This window comes from Embleya sp. NBC_00888, assembly GCF_045207655.1.
Lineage (GTDB): Bacteria > Actinomycetota > Actinomycetes > Streptomycetales > Streptomycetaceae > Embleya.
Map to the genome: position 1 here is coordinate 4,721,890 of NZ_CP108784.1, position 24,029 is coordinate 4,745,918.

At 69.8% G+C, this 24,029-nt stretch carries 24 protein-coding genes, 1 tRNA gene and 2 pseudogenes; 13 read left to right on the plus strand and 14 right to left on the minus strand.

Annotation, left to right across the window (positions count from 1 at the left end; translation table 11 throughout):
• Window positions 1-23: 23 nt before the first annotated feature.
• Window positions 24-479 (minus strand): hypothetical protein, encoded by a 456-nt coding sequence (locus OG948_RS19875; protein WP_406297806.1) that lies wholly within the window; start codon window positions 477-479, stop codon window positions 24-26.
• Between the two features lie 246 nt (window positions 480-725).
• Between OG948_RS19875 and OG948_RS19880 the strand changes: the two genes are divergently transcribed.
• From OG948_RS19880 to OG948_RS19890, 3 genes are all read left to right on the plus strand, one after another.
• The gene (locus OG948_RS19880) at window positions 726-1,016 is read left to right on the plus strand and encodes a hypothetical protein (RefSeq protein WP_406297807.1); all 291 of its coding nucleotides are present in this window, start codon (window positions 726-728) and stop codon (window positions 1,014-1,016) included.
• Window positions 1,017-1,321: 305 nt separating this feature from the next.
• Window positions 1,322-1,684 carry a hypothetical protein gene (locus OG948_RS19885; protein WP_406297808.1) on the plus strand — a complete coding sequence of 121 codons (363 nt, stop codon included), beginning with the start codon at window positions 1,322-1,324 and terminating at the stop codon, window positions 1,682-1,684.
• An 884-nt stretch (window positions 1,685-2,568) separates the two neighbouring features.
• Window positions 2,569-2,856, plus strand: coding sequence for a hypothetical protein (locus OG948_RS19890; protein ID WP_406297809.1), 288 nt, complete (start codon window positions 2,569-2,571; stop codon window positions 2,854-2,856).
• Between the two features lie 42 nt (window positions 2,857-2,898).
• On the opposite strand, the gene OG948_RS19895 is transcribed toward OG948_RS19890, so the two are convergent.
• Window positions 2,899-3,021 (minus strand): hypothetical protein, encoded by a 123-nt coding sequence (locus OG948_RS19895; protein WP_406297810.1) that lies wholly within the window; start codon window positions 3,019-3,021, stop codon window positions 2,899-2,901.
• Between the two features lie 384 nt (window positions 3,022-3,405).
• Between OG948_RS19895 and OG948_RS19900 the strand changes: the two genes are divergently transcribed.
• Window positions 3,406-3,621, plus strand: a complete 216-nt coding sequence (locus OG948_RS19900; protein ID WP_406297811.1) for a hypothetical protein — start codon at window positions 3,406-3,408, stop codon at window positions 3,619-3,621.
• An 899-nt stretch (window positions 3,622-4,520) separates the two neighbouring features.
• On the opposite strand, the gene OG948_RS19905 is transcribed toward OG948_RS19900, so the two are convergent.
• The 7 genes and pseudogenes from OG948_RS19905 to OG948_RS19935 all read right to left on the minus strand — a co-directional run.
• Window positions 4,521-4,850: a LuxR C-terminal-related transcriptional regulator gene (locus OG948_RS19905; RefSeq protein WP_406300302.1), complete on the minus strand. Its 330-nt coding sequence runs from the start codon at window positions 4,848-4,850 to the stop codon at window positions 4,521-4,523.
• Between the two features lie 176 nt (window positions 4,851-5,026).
• Window positions 5,027-5,099 (minus strand) — tRNA-Lys (locus OG948_RS19910).
• 1,213 nt (window positions 5,100-6,312) lie between these two features.
• Window positions 6,313-6,723: pseudogene (locus OG948_RS19915) on the minus strand (IS5 family transposase); the annotation flags it as partial.
• A 54-nt stretch (window positions 6,724-6,777) separates the two neighbouring features.
• Window positions 6,778-7,155 (minus strand): hypothetical protein, encoded by a 378-nt coding sequence (locus tag OG948_RS19920; RefSeq protein ID WP_406297812.1) that lies wholly within the window; start codon window positions 7,153-7,155, stop codon window positions 6,778-6,780.
• Between the two features lie 658 nt (window positions 7,156-7,813).
• Window positions 7,814-8,155 (minus strand): helix-turn-helix domain-containing protein, encoded by a 342-nt coding sequence (locus OG948_RS19925; protein WP_406297814.1) that lies wholly within the window; start codon window positions 8,153-8,155, stop codon window positions 7,814-7,816.
• Window positions 8,152-8,535, minus strand: coding sequence for a type II toxin-antitoxin system RelE/ParE family toxin (locus tag OG948_RS19930; RefSeq protein ID WP_406300303.1), 384 nt, complete (start codon window positions 8,533-8,535; stop codon window positions 8,152-8,154). Before OG948_RS19930 ends, OG948_RS19925 begins: the two co-directional genes overlap by 4 nt.
• A gap of 45 nt (window positions 8,536-8,580) precedes the next feature.
• A pseudogene (locus OG948_RS19935) lies at window positions 8,581-8,786 on the minus strand (hypothetical protein); the annotation flags it as partial.
• 635 nt (window positions 8,787-9,421) lie between these two features.
• Between OG948_RS19935 and OG948_RS19940 the strand changes: the two are divergent.
• The 3 genes from OG948_RS19940 to OG948_RS19950 all read left to right on the plus strand — a co-directional run bounded on the left by OG948_RS19940 (window position 9,422) and on the right by OG948_RS19950 (window position 12,879).
• On the plus strand, window positions 9,422-10,546 hold the full coding sequence (locus tag OG948_RS19940) for an NAD(P)-dependent oxidoreductase (protein ID WP_406297815.1): 1,125 nt from the start codon (window positions 9,422-9,424) through the stop codon (window positions 10,544-10,546).
• 117 nt (window positions 10,547-10,663) lie between these two features.
• The gene (locus tag OG948_RS19945; protein WP_406297816.1) at window positions 10,664-12,262 is read left to right on the plus strand and encodes an MFS transporter; all 1,599 of its coding nucleotides are present in this window, start codon (window positions 10,664-10,666) and stop codon (window positions 12,260-12,262) included.
• Window positions 12,259-12,879, plus strand: coding sequence for a TetR family transcriptional regulator (locus tag OG948_RS19950; protein ID WP_406297817.1), 621 nt, complete (start codon window positions 12,259-12,261; stop codon window positions 12,877-12,879). Before OG948_RS19945 ends, OG948_RS19950 begins: the two co-directional genes overlap by 4 nt.
• A gap of 27 nt (window positions 12,880-12,906) precedes the next feature.
• Here the strand turns inward: OG948_RS19950 and OG948_RS19955 are convergent, their stop codons facing one another.
• Window positions 12,907-13,359 (minus strand): winged helix-turn-helix transcriptional regulator, encoded by a 453-nt coding sequence (locus OG948_RS19955; protein ID WP_406297818.1) that lies wholly within the window; start codon window positions 13,357-13,359, stop codon window positions 12,907-12,909.
• A 257-nt stretch (window positions 13,360-13,616) separates the two neighbouring features.
• Here OG948_RS19955 and OG948_RS19960 point away from each other — a divergent pair, with 257 nt between their 5' ends.
• Window positions 13,617-15,038 (plus strand): MFS transporter, encoded by a 1,422-nt coding sequence (locus OG948_RS19960; protein WP_406300304.1) that lies wholly within the window; start codon window positions 13,617-13,619, stop codon window positions 15,036-15,038.
• A gap of 67 nt (window positions 15,039-15,105) precedes the next feature.
• On the opposite strand, the gene OG948_RS19965 is transcribed toward OG948_RS19960, so the two are convergent.
• Window positions 15,106-16,776 carry an MFS transporter gene (locus tag OG948_RS19965; protein ID WP_406297819.1) on the minus strand — a complete coding sequence of 557 codons (1,671 nt, stop codon included), beginning with the start codon at window positions 16,774-16,776 and terminating at the stop codon, window positions 15,106-15,108.
• A 240-nt stretch (window positions 16,777-17,016) separates the two neighbouring features.
• On the opposite strand from OG948_RS19965, the gene OG948_RS19970 reads away from it, so the two are divergent.
• Window positions 17,017-17,514: a MarR family winged helix-turn-helix transcriptional regulator gene (locus tag OG948_RS19970; RefSeq protein ID WP_406297820.1), complete on the plus strand. Its 498-nt coding sequence runs from the start codon at window positions 17,017-17,019 to the stop codon at window positions 17,512-17,514.
• A gap of 101 nt (window positions 17,515-17,615) precedes the next feature.
• Here OG948_RS19970 and OG948_RS19975 read toward each other — a convergent pair whose 3' ends face one another.
• On the minus strand, window positions 17,616-19,028 hold the full coding sequence (locus OG948_RS19975; protein WP_406297821.1) for an MFS transporter: 1,413 nt from the start codon (window positions 19,026-19,028) through the stop codon (window positions 17,616-17,618).
• A gap of 199 nt (window positions 19,029-19,227) precedes the next feature.
• Between OG948_RS19975 and OG948_RS19980 the strand changes: the two genes are divergently transcribed.
• Together OG948_RS19980 and OG948_RS19985 are read left to right on the plus strand one after the other, a co-directional pair.
• Window positions 19,228-19,830, plus strand: coding sequence for a CGNR zinc finger domain-containing protein (locus OG948_RS19980; protein WP_406297822.1), 603 nt, complete (start codon window positions 19,228-19,230; stop codon window positions 19,828-19,830).
• A 72-nt stretch (window positions 19,831-19,902) separates the two neighbouring features.
• The gene (locus OG948_RS19985) at window positions 19,903-20,106 is read left to right on the plus strand and encodes a hypothetical protein (protein ID WP_406297824.1); all 204 of its coding nucleotides are present in this window, start codon (window positions 19,903-19,905) and stop codon (window positions 20,104-20,106) included.
• 69 nt (window positions 20,107-20,175) lie between these two features.
• Here the strand turns inward: OG948_RS19985 and OG948_RS19990 are convergent, their stop codons facing one another.
• A complete protein-coding gene (locus tag OG948_RS19990; protein ID WP_406297825.1) occupies window positions 20,176-21,138 on the minus strand; it encodes a helix-turn-helix transcriptional regulator in 963 nt (320 codons plus the stop codon).
• A gap of 195 nt (window positions 21,139-21,333) precedes the next feature.
• Here OG948_RS19990 and OG948_RS19995 point away from each other — a divergent pair, with 195 nt between their 5' ends.
• A complete protein-coding gene (locus OG948_RS19995; RefSeq protein ID WP_406297826.1) occupies window positions 21,334-22,167 on the plus strand; it encodes an NAD(P)H-dependent oxidoreductase in 834 nt (277 codons plus the stop codon).
• A 237-nt stretch (window positions 22,168-22,404) separates the two neighbouring features.
• Window positions 22,405-23,580, plus strand: a complete 1,176-nt coding sequence (locus OG948_RS20000) for a macrolide family glycosyltransferase (RefSeq protein WP_406297827.1) — start codon at window positions 22,405-22,407, stop codon at window positions 23,578-23,580.
• A 20-nt stretch (window positions 23,581-23,600) separates the two neighbouring features.
• On the opposite strand, the gene OG948_RS20005 is transcribed toward OG948_RS20000, so the two are convergent.
• The gene (locus OG948_RS20005; RefSeq protein ID WP_406297828.1) at window positions 23,601-24,029 is read right to left on the minus strand and encodes an SRPBCC family protein; all 429 of its coding nucleotides are present in this window, start codon (window positions 24,027-24,029) and stop codon (window positions 23,601-23,603) included.

Genomic DNA, 24,029 nt, shown 5'->3' on the forward strand with positions numbered 1-24,029 from the left:
GCAGCGTGCGTGGCACGGCGCGATCAGCTCGTCAGGCGAGCCCGGCGCGACCGGATGTCCGTCACGTGCGTCGCGTCCGGCCTCGGCTTGCCGGTCACGGCTTCGTCGGCCGGGACCTCGATGGTCCTCCGGAGCCGCGTGCGATCCTCGATCGTCGCGCCGAACTTGGCTGCACGGAGCCGCAGTTCGCTCGCAAACTCCCATCGTCTTTTGGTCCACATCGCGTGGTGCATCAGGGCGGTATCGATTTGGAAATCCCAGTCCGTGGCCAAGAATTCTCGGGCTTGGGCAGAGCGACGCCACGTAGCCCACCACACGACGGTGCGTGGGTGCCAGGACTCGCCGTTCGTGAACGCATCACCTGGCAGGTCTGGGCCGCAAAGCTCGTCGTCGGCTGGGAGCTTGCGCGCCGGGATCAGATCGGCGTTCGCGCGGCGGCGCTTCGTCGGGTTCTTCGGGGGAGGGCCGATGCCTGGCATGCGCGAACGCTCCCTTTCGGTCAAGTACTCAACTGGAAGGGCAACTACGGGTCGCATCCTCTAGGATGCCGAGCGAGAGAGGAGGACTTGACTTTCATGGCTAGAGAGTCAGGTCCCTTGGACCATCCGGACCGGACGGCCCGATGGCTCCAAATTGCAGTACTTGAGAGAACCGTTGTGATGATGTAACGAGTCAACGAGATCCCGGCCCGTCCGGACAGGACCTCAGTTCGCCATCGAAACTTGGTGGTCGAGCTGATGGGGCCTGCCCGCAATCAACTCGACTGCCATCAAGCAGGAGTTGGAGCCCCGGTGACCAGCGCAGCGGTTCTTGCATGGATCACGACGGCCGGAGTGGTTGTCACAGCCTTCATCCTTGGCATCAAGGCACTGCTTCCCCATGTTCGCGACTTGTTGGACGAGATCGCGAAGACCCTGGACAAGTGGCGAGAACTCCGCAGCCAGTCCCGTTCGCGAAGTGTCGCACCCCGTCGCGACGTTGATCAGCACCGTCGCGAACCCGATGAGGTGGCCTAAGCCCAGGAAGCGAACGTTGCCACGCTCGTACGTCTATTCGAGGATGGGGTGGCACGTCGTCCGTGGTCCATGATCGACACCTATGCCCACAGGTAGAGCGGATTCACTTGCTCGCCAACTGTTCAGGGGTTCGGTAGCGTGGTAGTGCGCCCTCGAAGTCGGCCAACCCGCAGAGGTGTCGAGCCGCCCGGAATTATTCGCGGTCGGCAGCTTCCCTTAAGCAATCGACCCCGCATGCCCACATGTTGCGTATCCGAGACTCCACACGCCTTGTGAGCAACGCTACTGCGGAGGAAGGCCCCAGGTTGGCCACCATCGGTGCCATTGTTTCCGCCGTTATCGGCGGTTTTCTCTTACTACTGGCTGGCGTTACATCGCTGATGCCGGTCGTTCGTAACCTGCTCGTGGAGATCGCGCTGACCAAGGACCAATGGCGCGAAATCCGGCATCGGCGAGATCATGAAGGCACCTTCTCACCGAAGCAGGCGATTGATCAGCGGGTCAAGTTGAACGAGCCGCGATCGGGCATGTCTCAAGGCTCGACGAGTGACGGTGATATACCGACCAGTCGAGTACATGGCAGCGTTACCGATGCCCCCCACAGTGACGACCCGCCCTCGCTCCAGGTCGCCGCGCCCCCAGATGTGGATTCCGCGACTGGACGGTGAGAACTCGACGTACGTGGGTCCGGCAGTCTCGACCAAGCGCTGGGCCCACGGCGCGAGTTCGCGCGTAGCGTCGATGCACCGGTCGATGTCGATGCACGCGATGCCCTCGCCTGCGGGGACGAAGCCGAGCCCGCGACCGCGGGTCGATGGCTCCGCCTCGGCAAGCGTGGACCAAGTCGCCGGGTTCGTGCTGCTTGCTGGTCGCCCCTCGGCGGTGAGCGGGACCTTCGTCGACGAGTGGCGAACCCACCGACGGAGCCTCGTCATCTCGCCCGGCAGTCCAGAAGCGGCGCGTCCGCTCGGGGCCGGTGTGCAGCCACGCGGCAGGTACCACCGCAGAACCGCGCGTCGCGGCGGGCCTTGCGCCGGCGCATTGCTCGCAGCCGCCGAACGCGGTCTCCATGCCTCGATTCTACTTACATTTGCGCAGGTGGGGCCGTTACATGGGTTGATTCGCTGAGGGCTCGCAGGCCGCCCTGAGGGTGCTCGAACCCCTTGGCAAGGGTCGTTCGGCGTACCTGCGGGCGCCTGGACGGTCGGCTGGCCGCCCCCTCCAGAGCCGTAGTCACCGCGAGCCGCAGCATTCCTTCGGTCCCGCCGAAGGGCGAGAGGGGGAGTCACCCGCTGGGAGCCGGATCCCCCATCGCCTGGATCCATCCCCAATCGCACAGATCGTCGTCCGGCGGCAGCGGCGTTGCCGCAGCGGTGAGACACCCAGTGGTGTATCGGCTCAGGACTGATGGCTGGACGATGCCCGCGCGGTGAGATCCATCAGCCGCGCAGTGCTGACCGGGTGCCCGGACGGCAGTCGCTCGCGACGCGTGCTTCCCACCCACGCCTCGGCCATGCTGGGCACCCCGGCGTCTACGACTTGGAGGCCAGCCATGGGCCGGTTCACGGAGAAGCTCAACACTGCCGTGCAGCAGATAAAGCTGATGCATGCACAGGCACTCGGTGACGAGGCCCGCGCGGCGGCGGAGCAGGGGCAGTCGGTGTACATGCTCCGCATGACCGGGGAGGCGCGGAAGTTCTCCGACGGCATCGTCGCTGTCGAGGCGGAGGGGTGGAGATTGGACCAGATGTCGTTCGTGCAGGGCCAGAGCGAGGGCCAACCCGAAGGATGGTTCCTCTTCCGCCGGAACGAGAACGGTGCACCAGCCCCGAGGACGTAGTGCACCAATGTGAGTCCAGCTTCTTCGCCGCAGTCCAGGGCATCAAGGGTTGGACCCGATCGTGTCCGCCGAGCGTCTGGCGTCGTAGGACACCTGCGCGTCGGTGAGGCCGTACAGCCATCGCCCGGCGGTACCCCAGCGCGGCCACGCATTCTCGCTTGCCACCGATACATCGTGCCGACCGCGACGCCGCAGTGCCGCGCGAGCAGCGCGGCACCGAACAGGTCGTCGGGTTCCTTCACGCCGCGGCCCGCCCCTGCGGCCACGCACACTCGTGGCACTCGACGAGGAACGTCCGGCCGCGCGAGTTGAACATGGGGCCGGACATGGCCCGCGACCACGCCTCCTGTGTGTGGACAAATGATTCCCGCCTGGTTTGCAATGCAACCCTATTTGGGCAGGTAGTGGCAGGTTTCTGTGTGTACACGATCGGTGAGGGCTGGTGCGTTGGCGAGACCGGCAACAGGCGAGACGCGAGGGCACCACGTACGCGTGGCTGACGACATCTGGGACCCGGCCGTCCGGCGATCCGTGGCGGACGGAGTCACGATGACCGACGTCATCGTGGACCATCTCCGCCGATACGCGGGGGGCAAAGGCGGCGTCGGTCGCGTGGCGGCTGCCGGCGGGCCGAAGCGGCACATCCGTGTGCCCGAGGGAATCTGGCTCGCCGCAGCGGAGCGCGCTGCCGCCGAGCGCCGCTCGGTTTCTGCGGTCGTCGTTGCCCACCTGGTGCGCTACGGCCGCGCATGCAGGACGGCTTGATTGGGTAGCGATCGGCATTAAGTCCCGTGTATAATAAGGGAGTTCTTCGCTAAATACACCTTCGACAGGGCTGTCCTAAATGTCAGCCGGTCGAGGCGTCGTATAAGAGTTGCGGCCTGCGCCGACGGCAGGACGTGAAACCTTACGGCGAGCGTGGGACACCAGCGGTTCACAGATGTCGGGAAGGTGTGAGCAGCGCCTTTTCATAATCCACAACTGAGTTGTCATCAGTCGGCGGAACTCAGTCCAGACCACATCTCGTTCGTGGTCGGGCTGAGGCTGTCCGCATGCATCGGTCCGACTGCCTCCAGTAGACACGGAGCCTCGCACCGATGACCTTGATCATGCTGGTTGTCGCAACAGTTTCAGCTGCCATCTATGGCCTTCAGAGCATCCTCGATCGTCTCCCGCGCTTGATCGAGTCTTGGCACAACACACGTCGTGCCTGGGCAAAGGCAAACTCCACCGACTCGTCCGAGTAGAGCGTGCCGCGCAGGGAGGGTAGCGACCTAGCTGCCCTCCCGCAGCGTTTCCCCCAGCAGCCGCCACCGGCCGCGCCCCCACTGCGTGCCGCAGCGGCAACGCACGGCATGGGCCTAGGGATCGACCCGCAGCGCCCGCGCGCACATGATCGCGTTGCCGTCGCCGTCCTTGCCGACCTGGGCCGGGCGCGCGCCGATCGTGACGCGGCGGCGTCCTGGTCCCCAAGATCGCCGGGCCGGGCGCGCCGGTGCCCGGCTCCAGGACGTCCGCGAGCCGCGGGTACAGATCAGGCAGCTCGGCCAGGTCCTCGTCGAGGCGCCGTTCGCACCAGCGGCACGCCTGCCGAGCGTTCTCTTCCACGCGCAGCCGTCGTGTGCAGACGACGCATGCCGGCCGATCGTACGTCTCGTCGGCCGTCACGCCGCGGCGCCGAGTTGCATGCGGATGCGAGTGCGCAGACGCGCGATGTCGCAGTCGCGCTCGGGACGCATGTCGCACCGCTCGCATCGCAAGTGTCTTTCGGCTTGTTCCAGCAGTCGGTGCTCGGCCAGTGACCCCCTAGCCGCCGCCAGGGCGCCCGCGTGCGCGGCGTTGGCCGCGCCCAACTTCGCGCAGGTGTTCCACAGCCGGTTCTTCACCGCCTCCGGCGACACGTAAAGCGCGCGGGCGATCCGCCCGGCCGACCAGCCGCGGGCAACCCGGGCAAGGACGTCGGCCTCCTCGGTGGTGAGCGGCCGGCCGAGCAGGGGCCTCGCTGGTAGGCATCAGCGCCGGGGACGGCACCGCGTACGTCCCGAAGAACTAGGCCAAGGTCGAGGCGGCGAACCGCAAGATCGCCGGCGATGTGTTCAAGGCCCGATGACCCCACGCGAGTCAGGGTCATCAGACCGGCCCTGACCGGCGGTGGAGCGGTGTTGCGCGGTGGGCCGTCAGGGGATCGAACCCTGAACCCGCGGATTAAAAGTCCGCTGCTCTGCCAATTGAGCTAACGGCCCGGTTGGGCGTCGGCGGCTGAACCGCTTTTGCCCACCGGCAGAGTACCGGTATCGGATCGAACATGTTGCGAGTATCCCCGGACACGCCGTGACCTGCGCAGATGAGACTCGGGGGTCTCGGCGCAGGTGCGTCGACACGGCGGCATTGGGGGGCATGAACAAGACAATTCGACCAGGGCATGCTGTCACGCCTGGGCCTTGCGCTGCTCGGGAAATCCGCGTGAGGGGGTAAAAATCCGGCTCGGATCGGCATGCTCGTGGAGATCCGGGCTCACACCGGGCTCACAAATGGCCTTTTCGGGCCCCACAGCACGGTTACTGTGCGTTGACGGCGCAGTCTTGCGCGACCTGGCGTCTGGTGCTTGTCGGGCGCGGTTCGCCCTCGTGGGGATTGCCGAGGGCCTCCCCCCGCCGAGACGCACCGAAGGGCGCGGCCGGTCGCTGCACGGCCCCACCCCCGCGTGGGCCGCGCAGCGACGTGGAGCGGCCCGCCGTCCCGAAGGGGGGTGCCGCGTGTGGGAGGCCGACTGCAACCACCAGACACCTGTCGGGGAGGAAAGGCGTTCGGTGGCCGCGGACACTACCTGCCCGCCCCGACACGAGGTCCACGGTGGAGCACCGGCGGGAGAGGGTGAGTGCGGCACCGGTCCTCGGGTGGGGACGGCCCGATGCCGCGCTCATCGGGTCGGCGGCGCGTGCGCGTCACCGGAGGCCGCATCGCTCGTTGTGCCGACTGTGGAGGTCCGACGTCCCCCCGTCGCCGGTTCACACCACACCCGACGGCCCATCCCCCGAGGCCACCGGGAACGGGAACGGGCGGCGCCGGCCGGCGCGACGCCGGCGCCGACCGCCCAGGCCGCGCAATAGTCGACGAGGCGCCTCGGGCACTTGGCCGCTCCCGTGTTCGGCGTCACAGACGCGGTTCCCATCGCTGGCCGCTCAAGGCCTCCTCCACCAGGCGCCGGTGTCCAGGACCACCCCGACGACCGCGAACAGCCGGAGCCGGCCGGGGGTCGGCCCCGGGACGCTCGGCGTGAGCAGCGAGCCGGCTCAACAGGTGTGAGCGCTGTCGGAACCCGACCGGCGCCCTCAACTCGGGCATCGCCGGGCGATCGGAAGGTCGACGACCACCTCACCCGCACGGGCCAGGATTCCCAGACAGTCCAGACGCACCCGCGTGCTCGCCGGGGGTCGTCGTCCCGGGCGTCATGTTCCCTTTGCGCCTTCCGGGATCCCCCTTTGACCGGCCGGCGGCCTCCTCCAGGGCCGCGAGGACCTCCTCGCCCACCCGCATGCCCGCCGCATCGTGGTGCGCGCGCACGACGGTGGAGTCCACACTCACCAGGGACATGTCCACCTGCCCCCGACCGGCCGCCTCGGCGATCATCGCGTCCATCAGCGCGGCGAACACACCGGCGTCACGCCACTGACGAAACCGGTCGTACACCGTCGACCAGGCCCCGAACTCCGCCGGCACCTCCCGCCACTGACTGCCGGTGCGAAACCGCCACACCACACCCTCGAACTGCTCCCGCAACCGTTCCGGATACGGCCCAAAACCACCCATCGGCAGGAACGGTTCGATCAACTGCCACTCGTCATCGCCGAGTTCACGTCGCGCCACACCAGTGTTCCACCAGCTCGCGAACAGGATTGATCACAACTCCGTACAGGCCCTCTAAGGGGTCCAGGTGTGGTCTTCGATCGGGCCGAAGGCGGCGCGTATGTGCGTGTCCTCCCTTTGCCAGGTCAGCCAGCGGTCGTAGGCCCCTGTGCCTTCGAGCCGGATGCCCCAGTGGTACATGGGATCCAGGAAGAGCACGCCGCCGTACGGGAACCTGATCTCGGCCGCCCGGACCGTGCCGGCCTCCCGGTCCGAGTCCTTGTCGAGCGCGTACCGGACCCGGGTGATCGCGGCGAGATCGGTGTCGTCGCCGAGAAAGTGCGATCCGTAGTTGCCGACGGCGAACTCGTCCTCGATCGGCGGGGAATCCGGGCACACGCAGATCAGCGGCTGAGAGAAGCTCCACTGGCACAAACGGCGGAGGAGGAGCATCGACCACCCCTCACGGTCCCGTTCTCCGCGTTCCCGTGTGCGTCCTTCGCTCCACGAAGCGGAAGGGACTGGGTAACCATGCGATGTGAAACATTCCCGACCGAGTGCGGGAACGCGGCGAGTACACCACCTTGCACGAAGGCGCGCGAGCCGCGCGGCTTCGGTTCCGGCCCTGCAGGGTGCGCACCTGGTGCCATGATGCGGCGCGGGGCGCCGAGCGCGGCCAGCGGGCGCCGTCGTTCCCGCATCTGCTCCAGCGACGACACGAGCATGCCGGCGGCGACCAGGCCCAGCGTCAGCGTTGCCCCGGCGAGGAGCCCGCGGCGGATGTTCGCGAACATGCGATCCTCGGTGGTCGCGGTCAGGGTGAGGATCGAGGCCGACGGGTCGATCCGGGCCGCCGCGTTGCGCACCAGGTCGGCGGCGTCGTCGCGGTTCGGGTCCAGGCGCACGAATCATGTCGGCGGTACCCGTGAGTTGAGGTTGTGACCGGCCCTTCGCAGTGCATCCGCTGGCAGCGCCCGCCCAGGCTTGACGCGCATGAGGTGGCGCGGCGGGGCAGCGCGGCCACCGCCACATCGTGCAGCGGCGGTGTCGAAGCCTCGCACTCGGCACTGACCACCCGTCAGGCCGCTGCCCGGGTGTGGTCTTGCGATTTTCAGGCTACGTCGCTGTGGTGTGCGGTGAAGGTCACCTGGGTGTTGTCGTCGTCCAGGGCGATGTTGAGCGAGGCGTCCATGGCTTTGGCCAGCTTCGCGAGGAGGGGCAGTGTCGGGACGGTGTCGGAGCCTTCGATCCGTGAGATCTTCGCCTGGGTCAGCCCGGCGCGGTCGGCCAGTTCGCTCTGGGTGAGGCCGAGTGCGCTGCGCCGTTCGTAGACGGCCTGGGCGAGGGCCATGGACAGCCGGATCTCGTGGCGGGCCTCGGTCACGTCGGCGGGCTCGGTGAAGCCTTCGGCGAGCTTGCGCTCGCGCAGGGTCTTCCAGCGGCTGTGGTTCATCGCTCTGCCTCGCCTTCCTCGATGGTGCGGACGAACTCCTCGTGCGCTGGGCCGTGGTGGGCCTCGCAGGTTTGTTGCGCGACCTTGGCGCGCTTGACCTCGGCCTCCTCGCGCATCCGCGTCTTGCGGAAGACGGTGAGCAGGACGGCGGTGCGGCCGGGGGTGAGCCAGTAGGTGATGCGCATGGCGGCGCCGTCCAGGGTGGGGCGCAGTTCCCTGAGGCCGTCGCCGAGGTGTCTCGCGTACGGTTCGCCGAGGGCGGTGGCGTGTTCGGCTAGCAGTCCGACGTACTCGTCGACCTTGAGGAAGTGCTTCGTTGGAAGCGTTTCCAGCCAGTCCCGCACCTCGGGCTCCAGCTCGATCGTGAAGAGCGTGTCCACTCGACCGACGATATATGTCGTCTGCGACATATGCAAAGGCTGGGGGAACTGGGTGAGGAGGCCGCGGACGCAATTGCCGGTGCGGGTGGCCGCGGCGTCGAGGCCCCGGTCGAAGCCGGTCAGGACAGTCAGGCGCGCGACCCGGGCGACCTGCCGGTCAGGGCGGTCAGGATCGTGAGCGTGGCGGTGGTCTCGTCGGTGGCCTGGAGGGTGCGCAGGGTGTGGGGCATGGTGCGGGCGGCGTCATCGACGCTCTGGCTCGGCTCCCAAGTGCCGGCGTCATCGCCGTCGCACCCCTCATCGCACTGCCCCGCGCCTGTCGCGGCGCCAGCACGACTTGGTCGGGTTGCCGGGCGAGGGGCGCGCGGTTGCGCGGGGAAAGGTCCACGCTGGCCGCAAATTCGACGACGCGATCGCCCTCGTCGTCTCACACAACGTGACACCGGCGGGCCGCGACGGCGAGAGGCTGTGGCTTTGCCCGCGAGGGCAATGGGACCGCCGGCCTCACATCGGCCTCACATTGCCGTCCGCACCGCTACCGCCAGCGTTTCACTGTCAGGCACGTGGCGCAAAATCCCAGGTCAGACGGCTGAGATGAGGATTGGTGGCGCCACGGCGGGCTTTCCTCGAACGCCGGGCGGCGGATTAAAAGTCCGCTGCTCTGCCAATTGAGCTAACGGCCCGGTTGGGTGGTTGCGGTGTGATCCGCTTTTGCCCACCGGCAGAGTACCGGTATCGGATCGAACATGCTGCGAGTATCCCCGGACACGCCGTGACCTGCGGGGATGTAGTGCGAGGGGTCGGGATGCCCGGTCGTCGGTCGGTCGGCTCGAACGGGGCGAGGCGCCTGGCCGTCCGAACCCCTCCGGAACGGAAGGCACTGGATATGGCCGTCAAGCCCGTCGCCCGGATTCTGATCCTGGACTCGGCGCCCGATGAGTTCGTCGCAGACGAGTTGGGGCCGTTGCTGCGGGCGGGTTTCGAGGTGACGCTCAACCTGTGGCGGCTGGCCGACCGGGACGAGATTCGCAGACGGTGGGCGGGGCGGGTCGGGTTTCTTGATGTGGATGGGTTCGACGAGGCGCGGGTTGTCGATGCCGTCGTCGGGGACGGCATCGGCTTCGATGTGATCAAGACCAGGGCGAACCTGCCGCTGCGGGAGTCGCTTCTGTGTGCTGCCACCGGTCCGGAGTCGGATCGGCGGCTTCGGGTGATCGGGCAGGTGGGGGCCGGTACCGACAACATCGACAAGCGCGCCGCCGGGGAGCGGGGCGTTGTGGTGACCCATACGCCGGGATTGAATGCCGCCGCCGTCGCGGAGCACGCCCTGGCGATGATTTTCGCGCTGACCAGGAACCTCGTCGCGCTCGACCGGGAGGCCCATCGGGCCCGGTGGCGTCCCGCCCGGATGCCGTTCCCGCCGGAACTGGCCGATCTGACGCTCGGGATCGTCGGACCGGGCCGGAGTGGGGCGGAACTCGCGTGGCGTGCCCGGGCGCTCGGCATGGGCGTCATCGCGTTCGGATCGCCGCGGTTCACTCCCGCCATGGCGCGGGAGGCCGGCATGGGGTTCGCGGCCTCGCTCGACGAACTGCTCGCGGGCGCCGATGTGATCTCCCTGCACTGCCCGCTCTCCGAGGCGACGAGGGATTTGATCGGGGACCGGGAACTCGGCCTGATGCGGCCGGGAGCGATCCTGGTCAACGTCAGTCGTGGCGGCGTCGTGGACGAGGAGGCGTTGGCGCGGGCGCTCCGTGACGACGAGGCACCCCTGACGGCCGCCGCGGTCGACGTCTTCGCCCTCGAACACGGCCGGTTCGCCTCACCGCTGACGGGTCTTCCCAACGCGATTCTCACGCCCCATGTCGCGGGCATGACCGGCACCGCGATCAGACGAGCGGCGCGCACCCTCTCGGAGAACATCGTCGCGCTGATCGCGGGTCATCCGGAGGGAGTCCCGGTGGCCGCGGCCCACCCGGAGGGAGCCCCGGTGGTCGCGGCCGAAGGATGACGACGTTTGGCCGACGCTCGCTCGATCGCATGGCAAAAAGTGAAACTGCGGTTCTATTGATACTCTGGTTCTTCTCTGGCTTAATGGCGAACGTCGCCTACAGGACCGGAGATCGTCATGACCGAGCCCGCCCCCGCCCCCGCCCCCGCCCCCGCCCCCGCTCCCGCCCCGCTGTCGCCGCGTCGCTGGTGGGCCCTCGCGGCCCTGGTGTTGAGCGCGCTGATCATTGGGCTCGACGGCACGATCATCAACGTCGCGCTGCCCACGCTCTCCGACGAACTGGGCGCGGACAGCGCGCAGTTGCAGTGGATCGGAGGCGGCTACCTGCTCGCGCTGTCGGCCGCGATGTTGCCGATCGGGTTGCTGGGTGACCGGTACGGGCTCAAGCGCGTACTGCTTGCCGGGATGGCGGTCTTCGGACTCGCCTCGGCCGCCGGGGTCTGGGCCGATTCGACCGGGCAGGTGATCGCCGTACGGGCCGTGCTCGGGCTCGGGGCGGCGATGATCATGCCGCTCTCGTTGGCGATTCTGCCCCGGATCTTCGGGCCCGAGGAGGTGCCGAAGGCGGTGGCGACCTGGACCGCGGCGACCGCGCTGGGAATGCCGATCGGGCCGGTCGTCGGCGGCTGGCTGTTGAACCACTTCTGGTGGGGCTCGATCTTCCTGTTCAACATCCCCGTCGTGGCCTTGGCCCTGGTGGTGAGCGCGGTGTTCCTGCCCACCGACCCGAAGCGGGAGCGGGTGGCGGCCGAGCGCGCGCCACTGGACCTGATCGGGGTGGTGACGAGCACCCTGGGCATCACCGCGCTCGTCTACGGAACGATCCTGGTGCCGCGCGAGGGATGGGGCAGCCCGCCGGTGCTCGGCACGTTGCTCGCCGGCGCGGTGCTGCTGGTCGGTTTCGTGGTGCGGCAGCGGCGCTTCGCGCATCCCCTGGTCGACCTCGGCCTGTTCGCGAACGCCCGGTTCCGGTGGGGCACGTTGATCGCGGTGTTCGTCAACTTCGCGGTCATGGGCATCCTGTTCGTGGTGCCGCAGTACCTGGAGGGTGTGCTCGGCAACGACGCCCTCGGCACCGGATTGCGTGTGCTGCCGTTGATCGGCGGGCTGTTGGTGTCCGCCACGCTGAGCGAGACGTTGGTACCCAGGTTCGGCGCCCGCGTGGTGATCCCGGTCGGGCTGGCGCTGCTCGGCGCCGGCGCGCTGCTCGGTGCCGGCACGGACGCCGGGAACGGATATGGGTTCACCGCCGTGTGGCTCGGCCTGGCCGGGCTCGGCTTCGGGATGGCCGTGGTGCCCGCGACCAGCATGGTGATGGGGTCCCTGCCCACGGGCAACACCGGCTCGGGCGCGAGTCTGCTGGAGACCGTGCAGCAGGTCGGCGGCGTGCTCGGGGTGGCCGTACTGGGCAGCGTGCTCGGCGCGGGCTACCTGGACCGGCTCGTGGTGACCGGACTCGCGGAGCCGGCGGCCGAGGCGGCCCGGGACTCGCTCTCCGGCGCCAACGGGGTGGCCGCGCGGACACAGGACCCCGTGCTGTCGGCTTCCGCGCACGACGCGTTCATCCACGGCATGGACCTGGTGCTGGTGGTGTGCGGCGTGATCGCGCTGATCGCCGCCGCCCTCGCGGCGGCCTACCTGCCCGGGGAGAGCCGGAACACGCCCGCACCCACACTGCCGACCCCGGCGCCGCGGCACGGAGAATTGCTCGCATGAGTCCCAAGGAGACGTCGACCGCACAGCCGGCCCCGGCCCCCGGTCTGCGCGAGCGCAAGAAGCTCAAGACCCGGCAGAGCATCCGGCGCGAGGCCTACCGCCTGTTCGTCGAGCACGGCTACGACGCGACCACCGTCGACGAGATCGCCGCCGCCGCGGACGTCTCCCGCAGCACGTTCTTCCGGTACTTCCCGACCAAGGAGGACGTGGTCCTCACCGACGAGTACGACGCGGAGTTCGGCGACGCGCTGGCGGCCAGGCCCGCGGACGAGCCGATCGTGACATCCATCCGACACGCGCTGACCGATTCGCTGGCCCACGTGTTCACCAGCGATCGGGACGAACTCCTGTACCGGAACCGGATGATCTTCACGATCCCCGCGCTCCGCGCCCGAGCGATGGACGAGTTGCTGCGCACCCAGGACGGGATCACCGCGCTGCTGGCCGAGCGCACCGGCCGCGACCCCGACGACCTGGAACTCAGGTGCGCCTCGGCCGCGATCATCGGGGTCTCGACCGCGGTGATGCGGCACTGGGTGGATCACGACGGCGGCGACGACCTGGTCGAGTTGTACGACCTCCACCTGGACATCCTCACCCGCGGCCTGCGGTTCTGACCGGTCCGGCAGCGGCCGGCGTCCGGTTCACAGGCCGGCGGAGGCCAATCGGGCGTCGGCGTCGGCGTCGGCGCGTGCGTCGTACTCGGCCCGGGCCCGTGCGATCTGTTCCTGGTGCTCCTCGGTCCAGGTGATCAGGGACCGGATCGTGGTGTGCAGCGTCGTGCCCATCGGGGTGAGCGCGTAGTCCACCCGCGGCGGGACCACCGGGTACACGGTGCGCCGCACCAGGCCGTCGCGTTCGAGCTGACGCAGTGTCACGGTGAGCATGCGCTGGCTGATCCCGTCGATCGCCCGGCGCAGCTCGGTGAAGCGCAGTGTGCGGCTCTCCAGGATCGCGATCACCAGGAGCGACCACTTGTCGGCGACCCGGTCCAGGATCTGGCGTACCTCGCACCCTTCGCGGACGTCCCACTGATGCGCGTCGTAGTCGTGGTTACTCGTGCAGAGGGTCGGTTCCTTCGAAGTGCCTTCTTCCATGGGAGACGATGCTGCCCAAGGATGGGGGTGGTTACAAGAGGGAACCGGGTTCGTTCGGATAACCGACCACCCGGAGCCTCGACGCCACCTCACCCGTGTCCAGCGTCCCCAGGGGCTGCCGCATGTCCGCATCCACGTCCTCGTCCACCGCTTCCGCCTCGTCCGCCACTGGCGTCCCACCCGCCTCCCAGCCGGCACCGAGCGAGGCGGGCTCGCCGAGAGCACCGCACACGCCGCCGGAGAACGACGCCGGACGGATGGGCGCCCGCGCGTGGGGCATGTTGATCGTGCTGTGCGGCGCGATCTTCCTGGAGGGCATCGACGTCGCGATGCTCAACGTGGCGCTGCCGACCATCCGCGAGGACCTGGGCATGTCCACCGGTGCGGTGAGCTGGGTGATGAGCGCGTACGTGCTCGCCTACGCCGGTTTCATGCTCCTGGGCGGGCGTACCGCCGATCTGCTCGGCCGGCGGCGGATGTTCCTCTTCTGGTTGACCGTGTTCCTGGTCTTCTCCGGCCTGGGCGGGTTCGCCACCGAGGGTTGGATGCTGATCGTCGCGCGCTTCGTGACCGGCGCCTCGGCCGCCTTCATGACTCCGGCCGGTCTGGCCATCATCACCACGAGCTTCCCCGAGGGGCCGCAGCGCAATCGGGCGCTGCTGTTCTACGCGGGCACCGCGGCGGGCGGCTTCTCGCTGGGCCTGGTGATCGGCGGCCTGTTGACCGCGATCGACTGGCGTCTGGTGTTCTTCGTCCCGGTCGTGCTGGCCGCGGTGATCCTGGTCGTGGCGTCGGCGCTGATCCCCAAGGACGGCCGACCCGAGCGCAACGGTCAGGGCTTCGACGTCGCGGGCGCGATCAGTGTGACCGGTTCGATGTTGCTGCTGGTGTACGGCGTGGTCCGGCTGGAGCATCCGGCGCACGGCTGGGGCTGGACGATCGCGGTCTTCGCGGGTGGGATCGCCCTGCTGGTCGCGTTCGTGGCCGCCGAACGGCGGGCCGGCACGCCGCTGGTCCGGCTCGGCATCCTGCGCTCGGGCGCGCTGGTGCGAGCCAACCTGGGCGCGATGTTGTTCGCGGGCTCGTTCTTCGGCTTCCAGTTCGTCGCGGTGTTCTACCTCCAGGAGGTACGCGGCTGGTCGACCCTGGAGACCAGCTTCGCGCTGCTGGCGGTGGGCGTGGACGCGGTACTCGCGCCGACGGTGACGCCGCGGCTGGTCGACCGGTTCGGCAACCTGCGGGTGATCCTGGGCGGGATGTTGCTGGCCGCGCTCGCGTACGCGCTGTTCCTGTCGATCGACGCGGACACCTCGTACGCGGCGATGTTCCCGACGATGTTGTTGCTCGGGCTCGCCTTCTCGCTGGCGTACGGGCCGCTCACGATCACCGCGACGGACGGCATCGACGAGGACGAGCAGGGTCTGGCCGGCGGACTGCTGTACACCGCCTTCCAGTTCGGCGCGGCGCTGGGCCTGTCCACCGTGACGGCGGTGCTGGCCGGGGCGGCCGGCTCGGAACTGGACGGCTTCCGGACGGCGTTGCTCGTGCCGCTGGTGGGGGTGCTGCTCGGTGCGGTGGTCACCACGTTCGGACTGCGCGGGCGGGCACGGGTGTCGGTCGGCTGGGCCCTGTCCGGCGGATCTTGGCGGACCCACCGGGATCCGCCGGACAGGGCCTAGGCCCCGGCCGCGGGGTTTCGGGCACGGTGCCGCTCGCCGAGCGTATGGATCGGCGAGCGGCACCGCGTCACGCCGACGTGGAGGTCGAGAGCGTGGCGGTGGTGGCGGTCGCGGGTGCGGGTACGTGCCGCGCGGTCGCGCCGCCCGGGTGCTTGGGCCGGCGCACACCGATCATCAGCACGGTGACCGCGGCGGCCACGAACATCCCCACGCCCGCGATGGTCATGCACAGGTGCAGCGCGTCCGTGAAGCTCTCGCCGACGGCGGACAGTGCTTTTCCGGTGGCCTCGGGGGCCAGGCCCAGATGGCCGGCCGCCGAGACGCCGTCGGCGGAGACCGCCGCGTCGACGTGGTCGCGGTCGGCGGCGGACAGGCCCGAGCCGGCCAGATGGTCCGGCAGGACCGCGACGATCCGGCTGGTCAGCACCACGCCCAGGACGGCCGGGCCGAGCGCGCCGCCGAGTTGGCGCAGGGTGTTGTTGCCCGCACTGGCCATGCCCGCCAGGTGGTGCGGCACGCTGCTCACCGCGACCGAGGTGATCGGCGTCATCACGAACGCGAAGCCCACCCCGATCACCGCGAGCGGTCCGACCAGCGCGGCGAATCCGGTGTCCGGTTCCAGGGTGTTCAGGGTCAGCATGCCGATGCCGGTGATCACCAGGCCGGCGGTGAGCAGGGCGCCGGAGGCGATCCGGCCCATCAACCGGCCGACGATCGGGCCGATCACCACGGTGAGCCCGTTGATGAGCAGGAACCGGTAGGCGATCTCGAGCGCGCTCAGCCGCTGGACGTTGCCGAAGAACAGGCTGAGCGAGAAGACGATCCCGACCAGGCCGAACATGGTGAGCATGGTGACCACACCGGCGCCGGTGAACGCGCGCGAGGAGAACAGCCTGAGCGACAACATCGGGGTCGCCGAGCGGTGCTCGATCACGATGAACGCGGCCAGGCCCAGCACCGCGAGCGCGAACGCGGCCAGGACCGGGCCGTCGGTCCAGCCGATCGTGCCGCCCTCGATCACGCCGTAGATCAGGCCGGTGATCGCGATGATCGCGGCGATCTGGCCCGGGACGTCGATCGCCCGGCCGTGCGGCGACCGGGAGTCCTCCAGGAGGATCGCCGCGACCACGACACCGATCAGGCACACCAGCACGATCGGCGCGAAGATCCAGCGCCACGAGGCGTGTTCGAGGATGATCCCGCTCAGCAGCGGGCCCAGCGACATGCCCAGGCCCAGGGACGCGGCCCACGCGGAGATGGCCTTGGCGCGGGCCCGGAAGTCCGGATAGGCGTGGCTGATCAGGGCCAGGCTGGAGGTGAGCAGGGCCGCGCCGCCCGCGCCGGAGAGCGCCTGGCCCACCCAGACCTGGGCGACGCTGTGCGCGGTGAGGTTGGTGGCCGAGCCGATCGCGAGCAGGGCGAGGCCGGCCAGGAACGCCTTTTTGCGCCCGTACAGGTCGCCGATCAGGCCGAAGGTCAGGATCAGTGCCGCCATCGGCAGGATGAAGATGTCGCTGATCCACTGGAGGTCGCTCGTGGACGCGTGCAACCCGCGCGCGATGGTGGGCAGGGACACCGCCACCCCGCCGATCGGCACGTACGAGGCGAACACGCCCAGGCAGGCGAGCACGACGGTGAGCGCGGGGCGGGCCACGGCCGAGGTCGGCGGCGAACTCGCGGCCGACGGGGCGGCCGACGAAGCGGCGGACGGACCGGCGGGCTGGGGGGTCGTCGACATGAGGGGACAGCCTTCCAAGTTATTCGAAGACTGTTAAGTTATCAGAAGACTTAGAACATGCATGCGGACTGTCATGATGTTCGGCGACTGCGAAGATGTCACATGCCGAGCCGCCTGCCGGCGTGCCCTACGGTGACGGGATCGAGGCGCCGGCGAGGTGCGTACTCGGGCACCCGCGAGGTGCGTACCCGGGCACCCGCGAGGTGCGTACCCGGGCCATTCGGAGAAGGGAAACGCGCGATGTCCGCTCACCGCGAAGTCGCCGAAGCCGCGTGGAGCGAGCAATTGCCGCATCTGCTCTGGCGCGCTCAGCAGTCCGTGCAGCGGCTGCTCAACGAGCAACTCGAGGACATGGGCGTCTCGATCAATCAGCTCGGCCTGGCCGGTCGGCTCGACGAGAACGGCGCGATGTCCGCCGCCGACCTGGCCCGCGCGCACCACATCACCCCGCAGAGCGTGACCACCGCGATGACCGCGCTGGAACGGGTGGGCTGGATCGTGCGTCGACCGCACCCGGTGCACAAGCGGGTGGTCCTGCTCGAACTGACCGAACCGGGCAGCGCCGGCGTCGCGAAGGGACGCCGGCTGGTGAAGCAGGCCGACGACCTGATCGCCCGGACGATCGGCGCCGATCGGGTCGAGGCGTTCGCGGCGAACCTGCGGGCGATCACCGCCGTGGTGGACGGGCCCGACACGCCGACCGGCCGGATGTGGCCGGAGCCGCCGGCGCGGGGGTAGAGGAGCTCGGCCGGGACCGCCGCGCGGCGGGTGTTTCGCGGATCGGCCGGGTCCGGCCGGCTCGCGGCGTCACCCGCACCGGGCGTCACCCGCACCCGGCGTCACCCGGCGTCGGCCGAATCGGGCATGCGCAGCGCGGGAGCCAACCGCTCCTCGGTGACGGCGATCAGGAACACCGGGATCGTCGCCGCCGCGGCGAGCGCGAACACCAGAAACGCGGCGCGTACCCCGAACCACTGCGCGAGGACGCCGATCAGGCCCGCGCCGACCGGCAGCGCGCCCCAGCCGAGCAGCCGGGAGGCGCCGCTGTACCGGCCCATCATGTGCTCGGGCACCAGGTTCTGACCGATCAGCCGGTAGTTCACCGACCACAGCGTGCCGCCCATGCCGCCGACGAAGGCCGCGCCGGCCACCGCCCACAGGTCGGTGGTCACCGCCGGCACCGCCATCATCGCGACGGTGCCGATCAGGTCGGCGAGCAGCACCCGACGGTGGCCGATCAGGCGATTGAGCCGGCCGACGAGCACCGCGCCGAGCAGGCCGCCGACGCCCAGCGCGCTCAGCACGACCCCGTACTCGCGGGCGGACAGATGCATCAGGTCGTGCGCGACCAGCGGCATCAGGGCCAGCCAGGCGCCCCAGCTCGCGAACAGCACGGTGAGGATGAGCGACATCGTGCGCAGCAGGCGATCGCGCCAGAGGAAGCGCAGACCGGCGCCGATCTGCCGACCGATGGACTCGGCGGCGACACCGGCTCCGGGCGTACCGGTCCACGCCTCGCCCGCAGCGCCGTCTCCGCCCGGATCGGCCCGGCGTACGGCCCGGAAGCGGCCGGTGAGCAGGAGCAGCAGCAGGCTCGCGGCGAGGTAGGCGACCCAGGTCGCACCGAGCGCGAGGCCGGTGCCGGCGGCGAGCAACAGGCCGCCCACGAACGGTCCGGCGAACTCGTTGGCGGCCGTCTCGACACCGGTGATCAGCGCGTTGGCGCGTTCCCGGTCCGCGCGCGGCACGATCGCCGGGATCAGCGCCGAGGTCGAGGTCAGCGCGATCACCTCGGCCACGCCCAGGACCAGCCCGCCGATCGCGAGCACGGCGACGGTGACCCGGCCGGCGAGCACGATCGTGATCAGCCCGCCGATGGCGAGCAGACGCAGCCCGTCGGCCAGCCACAACAACCTGCGCCGATCGGCGCGGTCCACCAGCACGCCGACGGGCAGCGCGAACAGCAGCCACGGCAGAGTCAGGGTCAGCGAGACCAGGGAGATCAGCGCCGGGGAATCGGTACTGCGGGTGGCCAGCACCGGCAGCGCGATCTTGGTGATCCCGTCCGCCAGGTTGGTGACGAGGGTGAAGGCCAGCAGGATGGCGGTGTTCCGGGTGCCGGGCGGGTTCGGCGTCGGGTTCGGCTCCGGCTTCGGTTGCGGCTCGGGCTTCGGCTTCGCAGGAGCCGGCCGGTCGCGGTCTCGCTCGCGTTTAGGGGCGGTCGGCTCGGTTCGGACGTTCTGCGGGGCCATCGCATGTCCTAACTACCCAAAGGCGTTCACCGGTTAGTGCGCCGCGTCGATCGTGACATCGGCACGCGCGACACGTCAACCGGTGAAATCGATAGCCGGTTAGCGCGGGGTAGACTGGTGTGCGGACCGCACCGAGGTCGCGACGCGCCGCGAACGCGGCCCGACCCGACCGGACCCGACGCGCACCATGGAGGCTCCGATGCTCGAAGCGCCCGCTTCGGCAGTGCTGATCCAGGCATTCGTGAACACCGTCGACGTCGAACTCGGTACGGACGAACTGGTCACGCCGTCCCGACTCGGCGCGTGGCTGGTCGCCTGGGAACTGCTCGACCCCCGTGCCGGGCTCGGCCCGGCGGACCTCGACGCGGCGCTACGACTGCGCGCCGGCCTGCGCGAGAGGCTCGGCGTACCGGTCGGCGACGTGCCCGATCCGCAGTCGCTCCGGCAGGCCGACGAGGTGCTGCGCGCCCTGCCGGTGGTGTTCGAGTTGGGTACCGGCGAGCAACCCGGGCGCTTCGTACCGAGTCCGGAACTGCCACCGGTGGAAAGGGCGTTGGCCCGACTCGCGATCGCCTGGGGCGACCTGGTCGGCACCGGTGAGTCGACCCGGCTCAAGCGCTGCCCGGAGCACGCTTGCGCGTGGGTGTTCTGGGACGTGTCCAAGAACCGCAGCCGACGCTGGTGCTCGATGCGCGTCTGCGGAAACCGCACCAAGGCCCGCCGCTACGCGGCCAAGCACGCCCCCTCGCCTCGAAAGCAGGACGCGGTGGACGTGGAACCGGTCGGTCCTGCGGCCTCTTGATCTCAAGTTCGGTTGAAGTTGCAGGCTGGTCGCGAGATTTCGGATTTCACGCACCGGGTGCTCCCCGGAGCGATGCGGGACTCGACGGCGACGTACGAGGTGGTGGACGTGCTGTTCATCCGCCCCGACGTCGCCGCGGTCAAGGTGCACGCCCAGTACCTGACGCTCGACGGTCGGCCGATCGGGAACCCGGGCACGCCGCTCTACGTCATGGCGAAGGAGGCGGGACGCCGGCTCTTGGTCGCCTGCCAGAACACGGAGATCCTCGACGGGTGAGCCGAGACGGACCGGCGGTGCGGGTGGCGGCGCGGATGGGCGGGCGTACGGTCGGCCGGTTCGTGCGCTTCACCCGATCGAAGGGCTGAGCGCCTCCGTCGTGGGTGTCGCGTCTTCGGCTGATGCCGATGCCGATGCCGTGATCGTGGCCAGTTCGGCGAGGGCCCGGGCGTCCGGGCTGTGTTCGGGGGCGCAGAAGATGTGGATTTCGAGGCCGGTCTCGCCGGACGGGACGGGTACCCGCAACGTTTCGTAGTCCAAGTGCATCAGGCCGACCCGCGGGTGTCGCACCTGCTTGCGGCCCGCCGAGCACATCAGCACCTTGCCGGTCGCCCAGATCCGCCGGAAGTCGGCGCTGTGCGCGGACAGTTCGGTGATCAGCTCGGCCAGTTCCGGATCGCCCGGGTAGAGCCCGGCGGCGACTCGGAGCTGGCCCACCGCGTCGCCCGCCCGCTCCTCCCACTCGGGGAAGACGACTCGGGAGCCGGGGTCGAGGAAGAAATACCGGGCGTTGTTCGGATCCCGGCGCCCCGGGTCGGCCAGGCCGCCGACCAGCTCGGCGCCCAGGTCGTTCCAGGCCACCACGTCGAGGCGATGGTTCGTCACGAAGGCCGGCAGCCGGGCCATCGAGTCCAGCACCTGTTGCAGCAGCGGGCTGACCCGGGTCGCGGGCGCGGGTTCGCGCCTGGCGGCGGTCAGCGTGGTGAGGTGCCGGCGCTCGGCCGCGTCGAGTCCGAGCGCCCTGGCGAGCGCGTCCAGCACCTCGGGGGAGGGCTGGGTGGCCCGACCCTGTTCGAGCCGGACGTAGTAGTCCACGCTGATCCCGGCGAGCTGGGCCAGCTCCTCGCGGCGCAGCCCGCGTACCCGCCGCCGACCGCCGCCGACGAGTCCGACGTTCTCCGGGGAGATCCGCTCGCGGCGAGCGCGCAGGAAGCCGCCGAGCGCGCGCCGGGTTTCGCCGACGCCGTCGACGCCCCCCGAGGTGCGGTTCTCGATGTCGTCGGTGCGCTCGGTGCGGTTCACGCCGTTCATGTGGTCCAGTATGCGTGGCCCTCGCGGCGCTCGGGCGGTGCGTGTGTGGCCCGACGCACCCGCACCGCGTCTTGCCCCGTGCCGTGTCGTGCCGTGCGGTCGGCCCCGTTCCTGGTCCTCGGAATACCAGGAACGCCATTCCACCGGTTGAACCGGGTACTGGTTGCCCCGGCGCGTCCGGGAGAGCGTTGCGTCATGACCGAAACCACGTCGCAGTCGCAGCAGCGGCAGCAGCCCGGCCGGGCCGGCCGGACCGAGAAGCCGAAGAAGATCCTCGTCGTCAGCGCCCACCCGGAACCCCGGTCGCTCAACGCCGCCTTGGCCGCCTTCGCGGTCGACGAACTGCGCGCCGCGGGTCACGAGGTGCGGGTGTCGGACCTCTACGCGATGAAGTGGAAGGCGAGTGTGGACGCCGAGGACTTCCCGAGCCGGGACCCGGAACAACGGTTCGCGGTGATGGCCGACTCGGAGCAGGCCACGCTGGCCGGGCTCTTGGCGGCGGACATCGCCGCCGAGCAGGAGAAGGTGCGCTGGTCGGACGCGGTGATCCTGCAGTTCCCGATGTGGTGGTTCTCGGTGCCCGCGATCATGAAGGGCTGGATCGACCGGGTGTTCACCGCCGGATTCGGCTACGGCCCGGCGGTCCCGCCGCCGTACAGCGAAGGCGCGCTGGCCGGGCGGCGTGCGCTGGTGTCGGTGACGGCCGGTGCCCGGGAGTCGGCGTTTTCCGACCGCGGTATCCATGGGCGGTTGGCGGATCTGCTGTACCCGGTGCAGCACGGCCTGTTCTGGTTCGCCGGCATGACGCCGCTGGAACCGTTCGCGGTGTTCGGCGCGCACGACGTGTCGAAGGAGCGGTTCGAGGCGGCGAAGCTGGAGTACGGCCGACGCCTCGAAGGACTCTTCACCGACGAGCCGGTCGCGTTCCGGTCGTTGGTCGGCGGCGACTACGACCACGACATGCGGCTGCTGCCGGGTGTCGAGGTGCCGGGGACGACCGGGACGGATCTGCACGTCCGGCCCGCGTGACCCGGACGGCCGCCCACCCGGCAAAGGCCCCAGGGCTGTGCGATCCGGAAAGTCGGTTGGTCGGTGCCGAGTGCTCGGGATATCGTCGAGGGATGTACTTCCTTCAGTTCTACGGCTGACACCGGCGAGGGCCGTGCCCTCGATCGGCCCGCACCGGGTGGCGCCCGCATCGTGCGCCGACGCCCGGGTGGTCGGGCTGCCGTGTCCACCCGCCGTAGATCCGAAACGAGAACTCTCATGTCACGTCGCCGTGCGCACATCGCGATGATCGGCATCCCCGCCGTCAGCCATGTCCTGCCCAGCCTCGAAGTCATCCGCGAACTGGCCGATCGCGGCCACCGCGTCAGCTACGCCAACGACCCCGCCGTCGCCGAACTGATCGCGCCGACCGGCGCCGAGTTCGTGCCGTACCGCTCCACACTGCCGGTCGCCGACAACGACTGGCCGGCCGATGCGATCGCCGCGATGGGTGTGTTCCTGGACGACGCGATCCAGGCGCTGCCGCAACTGCGCGCGGCGTACGACCACGACCCGGCGGACCTGTACCTCTACGACATCGGCGCGTACGCCGCCCGCGCGCTGGCCGAGCGTCAGGACCGGCCGATCGTGCAACTGTCGCCGACATACGTGGCCTGGCGCGGGTACGAGGACGAAGTGCTGCCCGGAATGAAGCAGTTGCCGGGCGCGGACGCGTATTGGGCGCGCTTCGCGGCCTGGCTGGCGGACTCCGGTGCGACCACCACGGACGTGGACACGTTCGGTGGACGGCCGCGCCGGGTGGTGGCCACCGTCGCGCGCGCGATGCAGCCGAACGCGGAACTCGTGGACCCGGACGTGGTCGACTTCGTCGGCCCGTGCCCGGGTCGCCGCGAGGATCAGGGGGAGTGGACCCGCCCGGTCGGCGCGGAGCGGGTGCTGTTGATCTCGCTGGGCTCGGCCTTCACCCGACAGTCGGAGTTCTACCGGCGGTGTCTCGTCGCCTTCGGCGACCTGCCGGGGTGGCACGTGGTGCTCCAGATCGGCCGGCACACCGACCCGGCGGATCTCGGCGTACTCCCGGCCAACGTGGAACTGCACTCCTGGGTGCCGCAGTTGGCCATTCTGCGGCAGGCCGACGCGTTCGTCACGCACGCGGGGATGGGTGGCAGCGGCGAAGGGCTGATCACCGGTGTGCCGATGATCACCGTACCGCAGGGCGTCGACCAGTTCGGCAACGCGGATCGGCTGGTCGAGCTGGGCGTGGCCCGCCGCCTGGACACCGAGGACGCCACGCCGGAAGCCCTGCGCGGCGCGCTCCTCGCGCTGACCTCGGACCCGGAGGTGGCCGCGCGCTCCGCCCAACTGCGGGCCGATGCTCTCGCGGAGGGCGGTACCCGTCGCGCGGCCGACCTGATCGAGGCCGAACTGGGCTGAATCGGGGCGGGCGGCCGGGCTCAACCCGCCCGGCCGGCCGCCTTGGCCAGGTCCTCCATGGTGAGCTTGATCAGGTCCGCGCCGTACGCCATCGCCTGCCGCATCGGCTCCACGACACCGTCGGGAAGTACGTCGCGGGTCCAACTGAAGACGCAGCGACCCTCGGCCGTCGGCCGCACCCGCATGGTCGCCCGGTCGTGGGTGGGCGTGACACTGCCGCCGGTCACCGCGTAGGTGAAGCTGCGCCCCTCGGCATCGAGCTCGATCAGGCGCTCGCGGGCGGTCATGCCGTTGGCGAAGGTGACGAATCGTGTGCCCGGCTCCTCCAGCCGACTGTCCACGACGAACCCGGGAGCCATCCGCACCGGACCCGTCTCGAACTCGCCGATGATCGCCCAGACGTCATCGGCGTCGGCTTCGACGATGCGCTCTTCTCGGATGCGCGTCAT

Bases quoted from the DNA above. Each gene is read 5' to 3' on its own strand.
- OG948_RS19995 (WP_406297826.1), top strand. From the start codon at position 21,334: ATGACCGAAACCACGTCGCAGTCGCAGCAGCGGCAGCAGCCCGGCCGG.
- OG948_RS19925 (WP_406297814.1), bottom strand. From the start codon at position 8,155: ATGAACCACAGCCGCTGGAAGACCCTGCGCGAGCGCAAGCTCGCCGAA.
- OG948_RS19940 (WP_406297815.1), top strand. From the start codon at position 9,422: ATGGCCGTCAAGCCCGTCGCCCGGATTCTGATCCTGGACTCGGCGCCC.
- OG948_RS19980 (WP_406297822.1), top strand. From the start codon at position 19,228: ATGCTCGAAGCGCCCGCTTCGGCAGTGCTGATCCAGGCATTCGTGAAC.
- OG948_RS19965 (WP_406297819.1), bottom strand. From the start codon at position 16,776: ATGTCGACGACCCCCCAGCCCGCCGGTCCGTCCGCCGCTTCGTCGGCC.
- OG948_RS19960 (WP_406300304.1), top strand. From the start codon at position 13,617: ATGGGCGCCCGCGCGTGGGGCATGTTGATCGTGCTGTGCGGCGCGATC.
- OG948_RS19875 (WP_406297806.1), bottom strand. From the start codon at position 479: ATGCCAGGCATCGGCCCTCCCCCGAAGAACCCGACGAAGCGCCGCCGC.
- OG948_RS19975 (WP_406297821.1), bottom strand. From the start codon at position 19,028: ATGGCCCCGCAGAACGTCCGAACCGAGCCGACCGCCCCTAAACGCGAG.
- OG948_RS19950 (WP_406297817.1), top strand. From the start codon at position 12,259: ATGAGTCCCAAGGAGACGTCGACCGCACAGCCGGCCCCGGCCCCCGGT.
- OG948_RS20000 (WP_406297827.1), top strand. From the start codon at position 22,405: ATGTCACGTCGCCGTGCGCACATCGCGATGATCGGCATCCCCGCCGTC.
- OG948_RS19920 (WP_406297812.1), bottom strand. From the start codon at position 7,155: ATGCTCCTCCTCCGCCGTTTGTGCCAGTGGAGCTTCTCTCAGCCGCTG.
- OG948_RS19955 (WP_406297818.1), bottom strand. From the start codon at position 13,359: ATGGAAGAAGGCACTTCGAAGGAACCGACCCTCTGCACGAGTAACCAC.
- OG948_RS19900 (WP_406297811.1), top strand. From the start codon at position 3,406: ATGACCGACGTCATCGTGGACCATCTCCGCCGATACGCGGGGGGCAAA.
- OG948_RS19970 (WP_406297820.1), top strand. From the start codon at position 17,017: ATGTCCGCTCACCGCGAAGTCGCCGAAGCCGCGTGGAGCGAGCAATTG.
- OG948_RS19945 (WP_406297816.1), top strand. From the start codon at position 10,664: ATGACCGAGCCCGCCCCCGCCCCCGCCCCCGCCCCCGCCCCCGCTCCC.
- OG948_RS20005 (WP_406297828.1), bottom strand. From the start codon at position 24,029: ATGACGCGCATCCGAGAAGAGCGCATCGTCGAAGCCGACGCCGATGAC.
- OG948_RS19990 (WP_406297825.1), bottom strand. From the start codon at position 21,138: ATGAACGGCGTGAACCGCACCGAGCGCACCGACGACATCGAGAACCGC.
- OG948_RS19890 (WP_406297809.1), top strand. From the start codon at position 2,569: ATGGGCCGGTTCACGGAGAAGCTCAACACTGCCGTGCAGCAGATAAAG.
- OG948_RS19985 (WP_406297824.1), top strand. From the start codon at position 19,903: ATGCGGGACTCGACGGCGACGTACGAGGTGGTGGACGTGCTGTTCATC.